The organism is Bradyrhizobium erythrophlei (assembly GCF_900142985.1).
In the GTDB taxonomy this organism is placed as follows: Bacteria; Pseudomonadota; Alphaproteobacteria; order Rhizobiales; family Xanthobacteraceae; genus Bradyrhizobium; species Bradyrhizobium erythrophlei_B.
Map to the genome: position 1 here is coordinate 5,582,082 of NZ_LT670849.1, position 15,578 is coordinate 5,597,659.

15 protein-coding genes are annotated in these 15,578 nt (G+C 62.1%); 4 read left to right on the forward strand and 11 right to left on the reverse strand.

The features are described from left to right. Positions 1-127 precede the first annotated feature (127 nt). Positions 128-499 carry a hypothetical protein gene (locus BUA38_RS26565; protein WP_072822607.1) on the forward strand — a complete coding sequence of 124 codons (372 nt, stop codon included), beginning with the start codon at positions 128-130 and terminating at the stop codon, positions 497-499. A gap of 10 nt (positions 500-509) precedes the next feature. Here the strand turns inward: BUA38_RS26565 and BUA38_RS26570 are convergent, their stop codons facing one another. From BUA38_RS26570 to BUA38_RS26605, 8 genes are all read right to left on the reverse strand, one after another. Then, entirely contained in the window at positions 510-1,508 is a 999-nt protein-coding gene (locus BUA38_RS26570) for a P1 family peptidase (RefSeq protein ID WP_072822608.1), read from the reverse strand. 7 nt (positions 1,509-1,515) lie between these two features. Further along, on the reverse strand, positions 1,516-4,323 hold the full coding sequence (locus BUA38_RS26575; RefSeq protein WP_083587778.1) for a PAS domain S-box protein: 2,808 nt from the start codon (positions 4,321-4,323) through the stop codon (positions 1,516-1,518). Positions 4,324-4,592: 269 nt separating this feature from the next. Beyond that, entirely contained in the window at positions 4,593-5,033 is a 441-nt protein-coding gene (locus BUA38_RS26580) for a response regulator (protein WP_072826456.1), read from the reverse strand. A gap of 283 nt (positions 5,034-5,316) precedes the next feature. After that, the gene (locus BUA38_RS26585) at positions 5,317-6,435 is read right to left on the reverse strand and encodes a branched-chain amino acid ABC transporter substrate-binding protein (RefSeq protein ID WP_072822612.1); all 1,119 of its coding nucleotides are present in this window, start codon (positions 6,433-6,435) and stop codon (positions 5,317-5,319) included. A gap of 131 nt (positions 6,436-6,566) precedes the next feature. After that, positions 6,567-7,310 (reverse strand): ABC transporter ATP-binding protein, encoded by a 744-nt coding sequence (locus BUA38_RS26590; RefSeq protein ID WP_072822613.1) that lies wholly within the window; start codon positions 7,308-7,310, stop codon positions 6,567-6,569. After that, a complete protein-coding gene (locus BUA38_RS26595) occupies positions 7,307-8,137 on the reverse strand; it encodes an ABC transporter ATP-binding protein (RefSeq protein WP_072822615.1) in 831 nt (276 codons plus the stop codon). The genes BUA38_RS26590 and BUA38_RS26595 overlap by 4 nt, the downstream gene beginning before the upstream one ends. Beyond that, a complete protein-coding gene (livM, locus tag BUA38_RS26600) occupies positions 8,134-9,459 on the reverse strand; it encodes a high-affinity branched-chain amino acid ABC transporter permease LivM (RefSeq protein ID WP_072822617.1) in 1,326 nt (441 codons plus the stop codon). The genes BUA38_RS26595 and livM overlap by 4 nt, the downstream gene beginning before the upstream one ends. Before the next feature lie 11 nt (positions 9,460-9,470). Further along, complete coding sequence (locus BUA38_RS26605; RefSeq protein WP_072822619.1) at positions 9,471-10,385, reverse strand: ABC transporter permease subunit; 915 nt, start codon at positions 10,383-10,385, stop codon at positions 9,471-9,473. Between the two features lie 313 nt (positions 10,386-10,698). Here BUA38_RS26605 and BUA38_RS37675 point away from each other — a divergent pair, with 313 nt between their 5' ends. From BUA38_RS37675 to BUA38_RS26615, 3 genes are all read left to right on the forward strand, one after another. Next, positions 10,699-10,845 (forward strand): hypothetical protein, encoded by a 147-nt coding sequence (locus tag BUA38_RS37675; RefSeq protein WP_172806096.1) that lies wholly within the window; start codon positions 10,699-10,701, stop codon positions 10,843-10,845. A 263-nt stretch (positions 10,846-11,108) separates the two neighbouring features. Then, positions 11,109-12,146 carry an SMP-30/gluconolactonase/LRE family protein gene (locus BUA38_RS26610; RefSeq protein ID WP_072822621.1) on the forward strand — a complete coding sequence of 346 codons (1,038 nt, stop codon included), beginning with the start codon at positions 11,109-11,111 and terminating at the stop codon, positions 12,144-12,146. 218 nt (positions 12,147-12,364) lie between these two features. Beyond that, entirely contained in the window at positions 12,365-12,886 is a 522-nt protein-coding gene (locus tag BUA38_RS26615; protein ID WP_072822623.1) for a hypothetical protein, read from the forward strand. Here the strand turns inward: BUA38_RS26615 and BUA38_RS26620 are convergent. From BUA38_RS26620 to BUA38_RS26630, 3 genes are all read right to left on the reverse strand, one after another. Then, on the reverse strand, positions 12,848-13,240 hold the full coding sequence (locus BUA38_RS26620; protein WP_072822625.1) for a carboxymuconolactone decarboxylase family protein: 393 nt from the start codon (positions 13,238-13,240) through the stop codon (positions 12,848-12,850). The two genes, BUA38_RS26615 and BUA38_RS26620, sit on opposite strands and share 39 nt — an antisense overlap. 119 nt (positions 13,241-13,359) lie before the next feature. Then, positions 13,360-14,142: a 3-oxoadipate enol-lactonase gene (gene pcaD, locus BUA38_RS26625; RefSeq protein ID WP_072822627.1), complete on the reverse strand. Its 783-nt coding sequence runs from the start codon at positions 14,140-14,142 to the stop codon at positions 13,360-13,362. 22 nt (positions 14,143-14,164) lie between these two features. Next, entirely contained in the window at positions 14,165-15,529 is a 1,365-nt protein-coding gene (locus BUA38_RS26630; RefSeq protein ID WP_072822629.1) for a 3-carboxy-cis,cis-muconate cycloisomerase, read from the reverse strand. Positions 15,530-15,578: the final 49 nt, after the last annotated feature.

Consider the following 15,578-nt stretch of genomic DNA (forward strand, 5'->3'; position numbering starts at 1 on the left):
ACCAATTGCCGATCAAAGGGTGCGTTAACGAACAGCGAAGACTATCATTTCATTGGCTTTTTTACCATGGCACGACGCTTGCTGACCGATACCGGAGGGCGTGACGCGCCCATTTGGAGCTTGTGCCATGTTGCCTGCCATCGGTGCCGCCTCGGCGGCGGTCGACGCCATCCAGTCCTTGACGTCGCCGCAACCGTCATCGTCGTCCCAATCGTCCGGCTTCGCCTCGATTCTGGCAGACGCCGAAGACAGCGCGGCCGCTCTGTCTTCAGGTTCCGCTGCTGGCGGATTCGGCAGCAGCCAGACTGCGTCGGGCAACACCAACGCGCTGCTCGACGCGCAGAGCCTGTCATCGGCCGATTTCGCTGATGCGCTGGATTCCGGCTCGTCTTCATCCAACTCATCGCAGCAAAGCCAGTCGGCCTCGTCGACGTATAACGCGATCAACCAGTTGACGCATTCCACGGCTGTGCCGCTTGGCCTCTCGATCAGCGCCTGACGGCTGAAATTCAGTTTCCGAAACGATCCCGCCAGGCCGGCAACGCGCCGGGCAGTGGCAGGGCTGCGGCGGCATGGACGCCGCGGGCAATCGCGCGCGCCACGACGTTGGCCGCGACCATGCCGAGCTCGGTGAGACCGATCAGCGGATCGATCGTACGCTCGCCCGTCGCTGCCGCAAACAGCACGTCGCCATCCATCGGGGCATGCACGGGATAGATCGCGCGGGCAAACCCCGTCTGCGCAATCATCGCCAGCCGCTTGGCCTGGGTCTTGGTGAGTGCGGCATCGGTGACGACCACGGCGAGGGTCGTGTTCTCGACGGCGGTTGCCGCAGGTCCGCCCTTGATGCGCATTGTCAGCATGTCCGGCGTAAACGTTTCAGGCAAACCGCGTCCGCCATATTCGCCGTCAACTTCAAAAGGCGCGGCCCAGAACCACGGTCCGTCGCCGACCGTGACGGTGCCGAGCGCATTGACCACGACGAGTGCGGCGACCTTCACGCCATCCGAGGTTTGGGCGGAAGCCGAACCGAGCCCGCCTTTGAGGTTTGCGGTCAAGGCGCCGAGGCCGGCGCCAACGCTGCCGAGCGTAAAGCTCGTTGCGGCTGAGGCCGCCGCGGCGTAGCCGAGATCGCGGTAGGGCGCAAAGCGGCCCCAGTCCTTGTTGCCGCCGTTGAGCAGATCAAAGCAGATCGCGCCGGGCACGATCGGAATCACGGCGCCGCGAACATTGAGGCCGCGGCCCTGTTCGGTAAGCCAGGCCTGCACGCCGCCGCCGGCCTCGAGCCCGAAGGCCGAACCACCGGACAGCGCAATCGCGTCGATCCGCTCCACGGTGTTGGCGAGGTCGAGCAGGGCGCCTTCACGGGTGCCGGGGCCGCCGCCGCGCACGTCCATCGCGGCGACCATTGGCTGGTTGAAGACAACAGCCGTGACGCCGGAGGCGAGGGTCATGTCGCCGGCGTGGCCGACGCGAACGCCCGCGATATCGGTAAGAAGATTGTTCATCGGGACACTAGCTCTTCAACGCCAGGCGGATCATGCGCGCCAGATCGGATTTCCGATAGGGCTTTGCGAGCAGAAGCACGCCGGTATCGAGGCGACCATGATGCACGATGGCGTTTTCGGTATAGCCTGACGTGAACAGCGTCTTCAATCCCGGACGCCGCACGATCGCGGTATCGACGAGCTGGCGGCCATTCATCGAACCGGGCATGATGACGTCGGTAAAGAGAAGATCGATATGTTTGGGGCCATCGATGATATCGAGGGCCTCGGAGGCCCGGCTGGCCTCGAGCGTCTTGTAGCCCAGGCTTTGGATCTGGGTGATGACGTAGCGACGGACCAGCGTGTCGTCTTCAACGACGAGGATCGTCTCGTGGCCACCTTCGATGCTCATCGAAGCGAGCGATTCCACAGGTGTATCCGACAGTCCGGTGGCGCGCGGCAGGTAGATTTTCACCGTGGTGCCGTGGCCGACCTCGCTGTAAATCTTGATGTGGCCATTCGACTGCTTGACGAAGCCGAACACCATGCTCAGGCCGAGACCCGTTCCCTTGCCGACTTCCTTGGTGGTGAAGAAAGGGTCGAACACCCGCTCCAGATTTTCGGGCGAGATGCCGCTACCGGTGTCGCTCACGGCGAGCATGACATAGTTGCCGACCGACACGTCCCTGTTCATCGCGACATAGCCGTCGTCAAGATGGACATTACTGGTCTCGACCACGAGCGTGCCGCCGGACGGCATGGCGTCACGGGCGTTCAGCGAGAGATTCAGGATGGCCGTGGTGAGCTGGTTCGGATCGACCAGCGCAGGCCATGAATCCTGCGCGAGTTGCGGGTTGATCTGGATCTGCTCGCCGAGCGTCGGCCGCAACAGCTTGATGGTGTCGACAACCAGCGTGTTGACGTCGATCTCACGCGGTTGCAGCGGCTGCCTGCGTGCAAAAGCCAGCAAGTGTTTCGTGAGACTGGCACCGCGTTCGGCCGCATCGTCGATCATTCTGGCGATCGCCGACATCTGAGGGTCGTTGGCCACGGCGTCGGAGAGAATGCCGATCGTGCCGGTGATGACGGTCAAAATGTTGTTGAAGTCGTGAGCGACGCCTCCGGTCAATTGACCGACGGCGTCCATTTTCTGCACCTGGCGCAGCTGAGCTTCGGCGGCCTGCTTTTCGGTGAGATCGCGGCCGACGAAGAAATGGCGGCGAACGGGTTCCGACCAAGTTCCCATCCAGCTCAGGTTCACCGCATGCCCATCCTTGTGGAGATAGCGGGTTTCGAAGTTGCGCATCAGGTGACCGCGCCGGGCCGAACGCATCTCCTGCCGCGTGCTGTCGAGGTCGTCGGGATGGATAAACTCGGTCGCGCTGTGCCCGACCATTTCGTCCGGCCTTATTCCCAGGATCGCCATCGAGCTCGGGCTGACCTGGACGAACGTTCCCTTGGTGTCGGTGACCAGGATGAGGTCCTGCGAGGTCTCGAAGATGCGTTGCCGCTCCTCGATCTCCTGGGTCAGCGCCGCCTGGGTACGCTGGCTCTCGGTGATATCGCGTGCGATCTTCGAAGCGCCGATGATCTCGCCTGAAATAGAATGCAGGGGCGAGATCGAAAGCGAAACGGTCACGAGCTTGCCGTCGCGGGTCTTTCGCGTGGTCTCGTGATGAGCGATGGTCTCGCCCCGGCCGACGCGCGCGAGAATGTCGCGCAGCTCCGCAAGCAATTCAGGCGGAGCGATAAGGTCGACGTGCTCGCCGATGGCCTCGACCGCCGTATATCCAAACAGCCGTTCGGCGGCGGGATTCCAGCCGGTGATGGTGCCGTCGAGCGCTTGGGTGATGATGGCGTCGTTGGAGGACTCCACCACGGCGCTGAACAGCTTTTCGCGCTCGCCATGGCGCCGTTGCTCGGAGGCGCTCTCGCGACGCAAGGCATAGAGCAGGCGCGACAGCCGGGCCTGCAGGTTGATGTTTTGCAGCAGCAGCACCGCCAGCACGAAGCAGGCGGCGAACAGCCCATAGACACGGCCGATATAGAAGCCGAAGTCGAACCGCCCGGCGTTGAGCAAAGCCGAGGACGCGATGTCGAGCAGCCAGGCGTACAGCACCACCATGATCCAGACGTCGAGCACCGAATGTGGCCTTCGCAGCCATAGAACGACCAGGGCTGCAAAGTTCAGGAGCAAAACGCCCAGGGCCGTGCCATAAAGCGCCGGCCGATAGGCCGCGCTATAGAGCGCCGGACTGTTTCCCTTGGCGTCAAGCAGTGCCGGCAGCAGGTTGTGCAGCTCCGTCACCGCGTAAACTGCCAGTGCCATAGCGGCAAAGACCGCAATGATGCTCCAGACGATTGCTTCCGTGACCGACCCCTTGATTTCGCGGCCACCGCCTTTGCCCTTGTAGGCGGCGTAGCCGAGCACGAAGAGCGGGAAGCCGCCGTGCCAGACCATGTAAAGCCAGGCGGTGGTCTGTTGCCCTGCGTTAAACAGGCCGGTGGGGGTGAGCAGATTCGGGAAGGTGAGGGCGTGAACGACCGCCGCAACTGCGGTGAATAGATATCCGCAGGCAAGCACCAGGAGGGCCCGCGTCCGCAGCAGCGAAAATTGGGAGAGCAGAAGGACCGTGGTGATCAGATCGTTGATCGCCAGCGCCGATTGGTAGCTGGCGACAAATGCCGGAACCGGCGGCAGCTGCACCCGCGAGAAAGGAAGGGTGACCCCAAAGAAAATCGTCGAGACGATGACGACGCCAAGGGCAATGGTGCGGTCGCGAGAGGTGGCAGGCAGCGTCGAAAGAAAAATATTGCGGTCGTCGCCTGCTTCCACCTTGGTCTCCTGCCCCTCTTCTAGTGGTCCAATTCTAACATTCGCGTCCCTTCTCAGCGACCGCTTTTGCGAATCTTAGAATTAGAAGGACCACCAGCAAATATAAGTTTCTCGTGGAGTTTTGGATTAGACATTCGCTTGACGAGCGCACGGCCAGGTGGGTAGCGAATGTCAAATCCACTCCACCAGCGGCTTGTACTTGATGGGACTCGTGCCCATCCGCCGCGTCGCCCCGCCAGCGCAACGCAGTAGCTGGTCTCATATTGTCCCTATTGCCGTTCGGAGGGAATGCCCGCCGGGACTTTTCCGTGCAGGCCGGGCAAGACCTGTGAGCTCGACAGGCTGCCATTGACCACGGCCAGCAGTTCGGACGGCTTGAACGGCTTTTGCAGGCTTGAAACCGCACCTAACCGTGTCGCCATGTGCAGGAAGTCCGGCGCATGTTCCGACGCGAGACTGAACTGCTGTCCGGAAATCACGATCACAGGCATGTCCGGCCGCGACTGATGCACTTGCTTCATCGTTTCAAAACCGTCCATGCCGGGCATGAAGATATCGACGATCAAGAGGTCGAAGCCCTGCTTTTCGATGAGTTGCAGGCCGGTGCGACTGTTGTCGACGGCCTCGACCGTATGGCTAGCGCGCTCAAGCAGGATCTTCATCGTCGTAAGAACCGCCCGGTCGTCATCGATGACGAGAATGCTCGCCATGACTTCCTCTTCGATGGACTTCTCCAAAGGAATTCGTCCGTTCAACCGAAGGGTTACATGAATTTTGATTCAGGCCAAGGTCGATATGGCCGCCAAGGCCCTGATTGGTTGACGGCAACTTACTGCGCCGCCGAAAATTGCGGATCAGGCCGGCTCGTGGGGATATGCCTTAACCGTGGAACTCAATTCTGGCTCCTGGTCTGCCCGAACGAAAACGCCCCGGCGAACCGGGGCGTCAGGGCAAGTTGCGGACGACGGGCCGTTCGAGCCCATCAAATGACGCTTATGAACCTTTGGGGTTGATCTCGCTGTAGCCGCCCTTGGAATCCCACTTATAGACCACGTAGTCGATCTGCTTGATGTCGCCCTTGGCGTCGAATTCGAGCTTGCCGATCACCGTGTCCCAGGAACCGGCCTTGATCACATCCATGACCTTCTTCGGGTCGATCGTGCCGGCCTTGGCTACCGCCTGTGTCCACACCTGCATCGCGGCGTAGGTGTAGAGGGTGTAGCCTTCGGGATCGATGTTATTCGCCTTGAACTTCTCGACGATCGCTTTCGCGGTCGGCTTGTTGCGCGGGTCGGGACCGAAGGTGAACAACGTTCCTTCGCCGGCCGGTCCGGTGATGGACGCGAACTCCTTGTCGGCGAGCGCGTCGCCCGCCATCAGCACGGTCTGCATGCCCTGGTCGCGCATCTGGCGCACGATCAGGCCGGATTCCTGATGGTAGCCGCCGACATAGACCAGATCGATGTTCTCGCGCTTCATGCGTGAGACGATCGCGGTGAAGTCCTTGTCGCCCTTGTTGTAGGACTCGAACATCTTTTCGGTGAAGCCTGCCTTGTTGAGCGCCTTCTTGGTCTCGTCGGCAAGGCCTTTGCCGTAGGTGGTCTTGTCGTTGAGGATGGCGACGTTCTTGCCTTTGTAGAACTTCGCGATGTAGTCCGCCGCGACCAGGCCCTGCTGATCATCGCGGCCGCAGACGCGCGCGACGTTCCAGAGCTTGCGTTCGGTGAACAGCGGATTGGTCGAGGCCGGCGTAATCTGCAACACGTTGCCGTCGGCGTAGGCTTCAGAGGCCGGGATCGACGACGACGAGCAGTAGTGGCCCATCACGAAAGGGATCTTGGCGCTGGCGAATTTTTCGGCGACCGAGCGAGCCTGCTTCGGATCGCAGGCGTCGTCGCCGACTTCCAGCACCAGTTTCTTGCCAAGCACGCCGCCGGCGGCATTGAGGTCCTTCACGGCCTGGTCGGCGCCATTCTTCATCTGCCGGCCGAAGGCGGATTCGCCGCCGGTCATCGGGCCCGCCACGGCGACGGTAACGTCTTGCGCAAACGCTGCCGTCGACAGCGCCAGCGTAGCGCCGATTGCCAGGCCAAAAAGCTTGATTGATTTCATGAGAGATCCTCTCGGGTCGTTCGCCAGGGATTGTAGCGGCATTGTCGGCTGATTTTACGGCGAAGTCATCGGGAAATTTGAGCAGCCGGGACGTCGATTTGCCCTGTTTGCATGCCGCTGGTTGCCACTGGTTAATGCCGTCCGCCTTCGAGATAGGCGGCGCGGATTTCCGGGCGCTGCAACAGTTCCGCGCCTGTTCCCCGAAGCGTAATCAGGCCGTTGACCATGACATAAGCGCGATGGGCGAGTTTCAGCGCGTGGTTGGCGTTCTGTTCGACGATCAGAACGGTGAGGCCGTCCTGCCGGTTGAGGGTGCGGATCGCATCGAAAATCTGGCGGGTGATCAGCGGCGCTAGCCCAAGCGACGGCTCGTCGAGCAGAAGCAGGCGTGGGCGGCTCATCAGCGCGCGTCCGATCGCCAGCATCTGTTGTTCGCCGCCGGAAAGCGTACCGCCGCGCTGGGTCAACCGTTCCTGCAGTCGCGGAAACAGCGCCAGCACGCGGTCGAGGCCGTCCCTACGTTCAGCCTCGCTGCAATCGGTGGCATCGGCCCCCATTTGCAGGTTTTCCGCCACACTCATCCGCGGAAAGATGCGGCGTCCTTCGGGCGACTGTGCGATGCGCAGCCGCGCGATCTCATGGGTGGGAACGCCCGTGATATCGCGGCCGTCGAACAGGATCTGGCCGGTGCGCGCCTTCGGCCGCCCGAAGATCGTCATCATCAGCGTCGACTTGCCAGCGCCGTTGGCGCCGATCAGGGCGACGATTTCGCCAGGCGCAATGTCGAGGTCGACGCCCTTGAGCGCTTCGATCTTGCCATAGGCGGCGCGAAGGTCGCGGATCGCGAGCAGGGGCGAGACAGACGTTGCGGTCATGGGCTGCTCTCCATGACGGCGGCGGCTTCCTGTTCGTCGGCGCCGAGATAGGCCGCGATCACCTTCGGATTGTCGCGGACATCCCGCGGCGCGCCTTCGGCGATCTTCACGCCGTAATCCATCACCACGATGTGGTCGGAGATTTCCATGACAACCGACATGTCATGCTCGATCAAAAGGATCGAGGTGCCCTGGTCGCGGATCGAGAGCAACAACTCGCTCAAGCCGGCACTTTCGCGCGCATTCAAGCCGGCGGCCGGCTCATCGAGGCATAGCAATGCCGGCCCGGTGCACATCGCACGCGCGATCTCGAGACGGCGCTGATCGCCGTAAGGCAGATTGCCGGCAGCGTCGTCCGCTCGCTCCAAGAGATCGATCCGCTCCAGCCACTGCTTGGCCTGATCGATCGCGTGGGTTTCGGCGGCCCGGTAGGACGGCGCGCCGATCAGGCCGAGAAAGGTAAAGCCCGAGGCCAGCATCAGCGCATTGTGCTGGGCCACCATCAGGTTTTCGAGCGCGGTCATGCCGGGAAACAGGCGGATGTTCTGAAAGGTGCGCGCGACCTTCGCCTGCTTGGAGATCCGGAAATCGTTCAGCCGCTCGAGGGCGAAGTTGCGGCCGTCATCATGCGTGAGGCGGATGGCGCCCGAGGTCGGCTTGTAGAATCCGGTGGTGCAATTGAAAACGGTGGTCTTGCCGGCGCCGTTCGGTCCGATCAGCGCGGTGATCTTGTGACGCTGCGCGGAGAACGAGAGATCGTTGACGGCGACCACGCCGCCAAAGCGCATGGTCAGGCCTTCGACCTCGAGGATGGTTTCGCCGCTCATCCCCGTCCTTCCCTGGCCAGTTCGGAGGAGATCGCCGTGCTTTGCCGCAGGAAAACCGTCGGCGCGCGATGGCCGATCAGGCCGCGCGGCCGCCAGATCATCAGAAGCACCATCGCCAGACCGAACACCAGCATGCGGTATTGATCGAACCCGCGAAACAGCTCAAACCCGCCGATCAGCGTCAGCGCCGCAAGCGCCACCCCAAGCTGCGAGCCCATGCCGCCGAGCACGACGATGGCGAGCACCAGCGCGGATTCCTGGAAGGTGAAGGACTCCGGACTGATGAAGCCTTGCCTCGTGGCGAAGAAGGCGCCGGCAAAGCCGCCGAACATCGCGCCGGTCGCAAACGCCGTGAGCTTGGTCGTGGTGATGTTGATGCCGAGCGCGCGGCAAGCGACTTCATCTTCGCGCAAAGCTTCCCAGGCGCGACCAATCGGCAAACGCCGCAAGCGGATCGTCACCCAGTTGGTGAGAAGGGCCAGCGCAAGGATCAGGTAGAACAGAAACACGATGCGCTGGGTCGGCGAGAACTCGAAGCCAAGCCGTGCCGCCAGACCATCCTCGCCTGCGGTCAACGGGATGCCGAACAGCGTCGGCCTCGGGATCGGAGAAATGCCGTTGGGGCCGCCGGTCAGGCTTTGCCAGTTGATGATGACAAGGCGGATGATTTCGCCGAACGCCAGCGTCACGATGGCGAGATAGTCGCCGCGCAGCCGCAAGACCGGAAAGCCGAGCAGGACGCCCCAGCATGCGGCGAGAACGCCGGCGAGCGGCAGGCAGATCCAGAACGACAGCCCGAAATTGGTGGCGAGCAGCGCGTAGGAATAGGCGCCGACGGCGTAGAAGGCGACGTAGCCGAGGTCGAGCAGGCCGGCGAGGCCGACCACGACGTTCAGGCCCCAGCCGAGCATCACATAGGTGAGGACCTGGATTCCGGTGTCGATGACATAGCGCTGGTCGTAGAAAACGATCGGCACCGCCAGCGCGAAGAGCAGAAGTAAGGGCGGGAGCGCGCGTCCGGCGGTTGCGAGCGCGCGTTGCATGGTGGGCGGAAGGCTCCGCGTGGTTCCGACCGGTCCCCACCACTGCCGCAACAGTTCAACGACGATGCTGCCGACGAAGACGATGGCGACGATGGAAGCGAGATCGTCGAACCGCGTCCAGTAGATCAGTTGCCCCGTGGGGCCTGCTTCGGTGCGGATGCCGATCATCAGCGAGAACAGCACCAGTGCGACGAGGGCGCTGATGAAGGATTTCTTGAGGATGAAGACGATGCCTTCGCGGCGCGAGGCTTGCGTGAGGTCGGTTGCGGCACCCGTCACGCGGTTATCCCTTAGACTTTTTCGACTTCGGGGCGACCGAGCAGGCCGGTCGGCAGGAAGATCAGAACCACGATCAGGATCGAGAACGCGGCGACGTCTTTATATTCGACCGAGAAATAGGCCGACCACATGGTCTCAATGAGGCCGATCAGAAGTCCGCCGAGCATCGCGCCGGGCAGCGAGCCGATGCCGCCGAGGACAGCCGCGGTGAACGCCTTGATGCCTGCGACAAAGCCCATGAAGAAATCGACGAGGCCATAGTAGATCAGGTACATCATGCCGGCGACGGCGGCGAGTGCCGCGCCAATCACGAACGTCATCGAGATGGTGCGATCGACGTCGACACCGAGAAGTGCCGCCATGGTCTGATCCTGCTCGCAGGCGCGCATGTCGCGGCCAAGCCGGGTGCGCGACACCAGCCAGGTGAAGATCGCCAGCAGTACAACGGTGGTGAGGACGACGATGATCTGCGCATTGGACAGGCGCACCACGAACCCGTCGCGCTCGAGCAGGCTGTAGCCGCCGGTGATGATCGGCGGCACCGGCTTGACGCGTGCGCCTTGCGAAATCTGCGAGTAGTTGATCAGCACGAACGACATGCCGATCGCCGACAGCATCGGCGCAAGGCGGAAGGAATGCCGCAGCGGCCGATAGGCAATACGCTCCACCGTCCAGCCATAGAGCGCGGTAACCGCCATCGACACCAGCAGCACGATCAGAAGCACCAGCGGTATCGCGGTCAGTCCCATCGAGATCAGGATCAGGAAGGTGATCAGGGCGATGAAGCCTCCGATCATGAAGATGTCGCCATGGGCGAAATTGATCATGCCGACGATGCCATAGACCATGGTGTAGCCGATGGCGATCAGGCCGTAGATCGAACCTAGAACGATGCCGTTGATCAATTGCTGGGCGAAATATTCCATGCGCTGCCGATCGTTGGCGCATTTTCCGGCAAAATGGAACGAGGTTTGCCGCTTTCGAAAATGGCGCTTTTTTCTCCTGACACAGCGAAAGGCTCCGGCAGCCGGACGTCGCGTCACTTTCGTTTTCTAACAGCGGGAACTTGAGGCGGCAACAGCACTCAAACACGACTTAAGGCCTTGTACAGAGGAAGTTTTCGTGTTGGGCACCGGGGAACCAAGGCCGATAAAACATGCGCCGGAACAGAGAGTTTCCACGCAACCAAGTCGGGGTTCCCCGGTTGTCTCCTTTGCGACTTGAACAAGGGAGATCGCAATGTCCAATCCAAACCAGAATCCCGGCCAGCAGAACCAGAAACCCGGGCAGAAGCCGGGTCAGCAGCAGGGCGGTGGTCAGAAGCCCGGACAGCAGCAGCAGGATCCGAACCGCCAGGGCCAAGAGCGCCCGGACCGGGATCGCTAACTTGTCAGGTTCGAGCTCGATCCATTTCCGGATCTAGCTCAAGCAAATGTCAGCCCCGGAGAAAGGTCTCGCCAGAATGGCGGGGCCTTTTTTCTTTTGTGACTCCGCGCTCGCGATGTTTGCACCGCAATAGCCCATGTTTTGCGTCGTCTGGACCTGCCGTGGAACCTCAACTAGGTTCCCCCTCCCAAGCGGCGACGCAATGAGAACCGGCTCTGGCCAGTCCCAGGCGGAACGACCGCATGACCTCAGGAGGAAAGCCGATGACCGTCACCCGCCGGGATGTACTTGCGACCGCTGGCGCTGCCGCCGCGACGCTGGCCGTTACGAAGAGTGCCAACGCCCAGTCTTTCGAATTCAAGCCGAACCAGCGCTATCCCGACACCTCGGTCGAAATCCTCGATCCGAGCTTTGCCAAGTACCGGATCTTCTCGAGCACCCTTGAGCAAGTGGCGACCGGCATGCGCTGGGCCGAAGGGCCGGTGTGGTTCGGCGACGGCAACTATCTGCTCGTCAGCGACATCCCGAACAACCGCATCATGCGCTACGACCAGTCTACCGGAAACTGGGGCGTGTTTCGCCAGCCGTCGAATTTCGCCAACGGCAATGCGCGCGACCGCCAGGGCCGCCTGATCACCTGCGAACATCTGACGCGCCGCGTCACGCGCACGGAATATGACGGCAAGATCACCGTGCTTGCCGATAACTTCAACGGCAAGCGTCTCAACTCGCCGAACGACATCGTCTGCAAATCCGACGGCTCGATCTGGTTCACCGATCCGCCGTTCGGCATCGGCGGCGATTGGGAAGGCGACAAGCAAACGTCGGAACTGCCGCACTCGGTCTATCGCATTTCGCCCGACGGCAAGCTCGGTCTGGTGACCGCGGATCTCTTGGGGCCGAACGGGCTTTGCTTCTCGCCGGATGAGAAGAAGCTCTACATCATCGAGTCACGGGCGCAGCCGAACCGGCTGGTTTGGTCATTCGATGTCGGCGCCGACGGCTCGTTGTCGAACAAGACCAAGTTTATCGATGGTGGGGCGACCGCGCTTGACGGAATGCGGGCCGACACCGAGGGCAATCTCTGGTGCGGTTGGGGCTCTACCGGCGCGCCCAACAGCAAGGGCGAAGAGCTCGACGGCGTGAAAGTATTCAACCCGGAAGGCAAGGCGATCGGTTTCATTCGCTTGCCGGAGCGCTGTCCCAATCTGGCATTTGGCGGTCCCAAAAAGAACCGCCTGTTCATGGCGAGTTGCCATTCGCTTTACGCGCTCTACGTCGAAGCACACGGCGCGGTCTAATAGCTCGTCATTGCGAGGAGCGTAAGCGACGAAGAAATCCAGAATCTGTCCAAGAACTGGATTGTTTCGCATTCGCTCGCAATGACGGCTTTTCTTGATGGGGCTGTTGGCGGACGGGTTAAGGTAAACAAAGGGTTTAAATTGCCGATCGCAGTTTAACGGCGTTACTTCCCGAACAAGCGAGGCGCCAAAAGGCGCGCGGAAAAACGGGAAGCGACATGTCGAAAAACTGGCGTATCAGTTCGATCAGCGGCGTTGTTCTCGCCGGCTATTTCATTCCGACCTGGGCCGCGATTGCCTGGCGGATAGTTGATTCTCCGGTGCGCGGCCTGTTCGAGCGGCCGAGCGTGTCGGTCGCGCTCTATGCGACCGATCATCTGCAACTGCCGACCATGACCGCCGTACGCTTTGCTTGGCTGTTGGCGCTCGGCCGGCTGACCGTCGTTGCCTTCCTTGCGCTGTTTGTTGTCCTCTTCGTCCGCGGCATCTTCCGCCGGCAGAGCGGAGGAGGCGAGGCGCTCGCGATCGCACTCACCATCGGCAGCGTGCTCAGCTTTGGCACCATGCTGATGGCCTCGCAGGTCGGCGAAATCGAGGCGCTGCGGCTGCACGCCTCCGAGTTGCTGGTGATGATCGGCACCGGCATCGTGATGCTGTTCGACACGCCGGCGCAGACGCAGACGGTCGAGGTGCCGGCCGATCTACCCGCTCAAGAGGCCAAGCTCAGCTATAATGGCTGAGGCTTCCTTTACCGCATGATTGGCGGCGGGTACGCCGCAATAGATCGCCTGCTGCAACAGAATTTCCTTGATGTCGTCGGGCGTGAAGCCGCCCTCGGCCAACGCCGCACGCACATGCAGGCGAAACTCGTCCCATTGGCCGAGCGCCACCATGGTGCCGATCACGAGCACGCGCCGCGTGCGATGATCGAAATGCGGCCGGGTCCAGATGTCACCCCAGGCATAGCGGGTGATCAGATCGATGAAGTCGGCGTTGAAGGCGTTTTTACCCTTGATCGATTTGTCGACCCAGGCATCGCCGAGCACCTTGCGGCGCTGTGCCATGCCGTCGTCGCGGCGTTTCTCGTCGTTCATTGATGTCCCTCCGGCACGTCGTTCCGGGGCGCCTCGGAGAGGCGAACCCGGAACCTCGAGATTCTCAGATGTGCAATTGCACATCATAGTTCGCGCGTATGCGCGCCCCGGAATGACAACTAGCGTTGCGTCAAAAAGCCGACCACCGCATCCGTGAACGCGTGCGATTGTTCGAGGTTGGATATATGCGCTGCGTCCAGGATCGTCATCGAGGCGCCTTGAATGTTGCCGCGAATGAATTCGTTGGCGGCGACCGGCGTCGAAGTGTCATGACGGCCGGCGATCACGAGCGTCGGGCTCTTGATCCTCGGCAGCAAGGCGCGCTGGTCGAGGGTGGAGAGCGTCTCGGCGCAGGCGAGGTAGCCGGCGACAGGCGTTGCGAGCAGCATGGCTTTCAGATTTTGCGTCGCCTGTGGCTCGCGCTCGCGGAAGTCGGCGGTCAACCAGGCCGAGATCACCGTGTCGGCAATCGCGGGAATGCCGCCTTCCTTGATCAGCTTGATGCGGCTCTGCCAGTTGGTCGGGTCGGGGAAATAGCTCGACGTATTGGCAAGAATGATCCTGTTGAATCGTTCGGGCGCGTTGGCGCCTAGCCATTGTCCGACCATGCCGCCGATCGAGAGCCCGCACCAATGCGTCTTCTGGATGTTGAGATCGTCGAGGATGGCGATCACGTCGCGGCCCAGGCGTTCCATGGAGTAGGGGCCCGCCGGTACGCCCGACTTGCCGTGGCCGCGCCGGTCGTAGCGGATCACGCGAAAGACCTGCGTGAGCGCCTTCATTTGCGGCTCCCACATCGCCATCGTTGTGCCCAGCGAGTTCGACAGCATCAATGTCGGGCCGCCGTCGCGACCCTCCACCGATACATTGAGCAGGCACCCGTCGGCGTCGATCATCGGCATGGAATTTCTCCACTCTTCTTTGTTAGTCGTCTTGTTTGTCTTCAAGCGAAGCGAGCAGGCGGTCGATCAGGGTCTGCGAGACGCCCTGGTAGGCCATCGGCTCGAGCAGTTCTGCGATCCTCTCTGCATCGAGATGTGCGGTGATCTTTGGGTCATTCTCCAGCACCGAACGCAGACTCGCCTTCTCGGCGACCGCCTTCTTGCTCGCAGCTTCCACCAGATGATGCGCGTCCTGCTTGCCGACCTTTTCGGCCAGCGCGAACGCAACCGCTTCCGCCATGATCAGCCCGCCGGTCGCATCGAGATTGGCACGCATGCGCACGGTGTCGACTTCGAGGCCCTCGGCGATGTCGACAATGGCACTGAGCGCGCCCGAGGTGACGAGCAGCAGGCTCGGCAGGGTCGGCCACTCCGCGTGCCACGGCCCGGCGCTACGTTCGTGATCGCCGACTTGTGCGGCAAAGATCGTTGCCGCCAGGTTCGGCGCCATGGTCGCGGCGGCAATCGCGCTCGCAGCGGCGACGGGGTTGCGCTTATGCGGCATGGTGGAGGAGCCGCCGCGGCCCTCGCCTGACGGTTCGAAGGCTTCGGCGACGTCGGTCTGCATCATCAATTGAACGTCGCGCGCGATCTTGCCGCAGGTGCCGGCGATGATCGCGAACACGGAGGCTGTCTCGGCGATACGGTCACGGTGGGAGTGCCAGGGCGCTTCCGGCAGCGGCAATTGAAGAATGTCGGAAAGTTTTTCGGCGACGATCCAGCCCTGATTGCCAAGGGCTGCAAGCGTGCCAGCCGCGCCGCCGAACTGAAGCGCGAGCGCATGATCTTTCAGATGCAGCAAGCGGCCGCGCGAGCGATGCAGGCTCGCGGCATATTCGGCGAGCTTCAGGCCGAACGGCATCGGCAGCGCATGTTGCAACCAGGTGCGCGCCACGACCGCGGTGTTGCGGTGTTGTCGCGCAAGCCGCGCAAAGCCGGTCACGGCGCGGTCGATGTCGGACAGCAGCGCGTCGATGCCGGCGCGCAGGGTCAGCATGGTCGCGGTATCGATCACGTCCTGGCTGGTCGCGCCCCAATGCACGAAGCGGGCGGCGTCCTTGTCGGTCCTGGCGACCTCTGCCGTGAGCGCCTTGACGAGAGGAATAGCCAGATTGCCGGACCGCGTGGCGGCTTCGGCGAGCGATGCGAGATCGAAGGCATCTGCCTTGCAGGCCTTGGCAATGGCCTCCGCAGTGCCCGCCGGAACGATGCCGGCTGCGCTCTCGCTCTGCGCCAGCGCTGCCTCGAAATCGAGCATGAATTGCAGGTAAGCGCGGTCGTCGCACAACGCGCGCATGGCGGCGCTTGAGAGCATGGGCGCAAGCAGCGGTGAGAGCGAGGTACTCATCGGGGCGGACCTAACCACCGTTGCAGCCCGGTGCCAATAATAAAAGCCA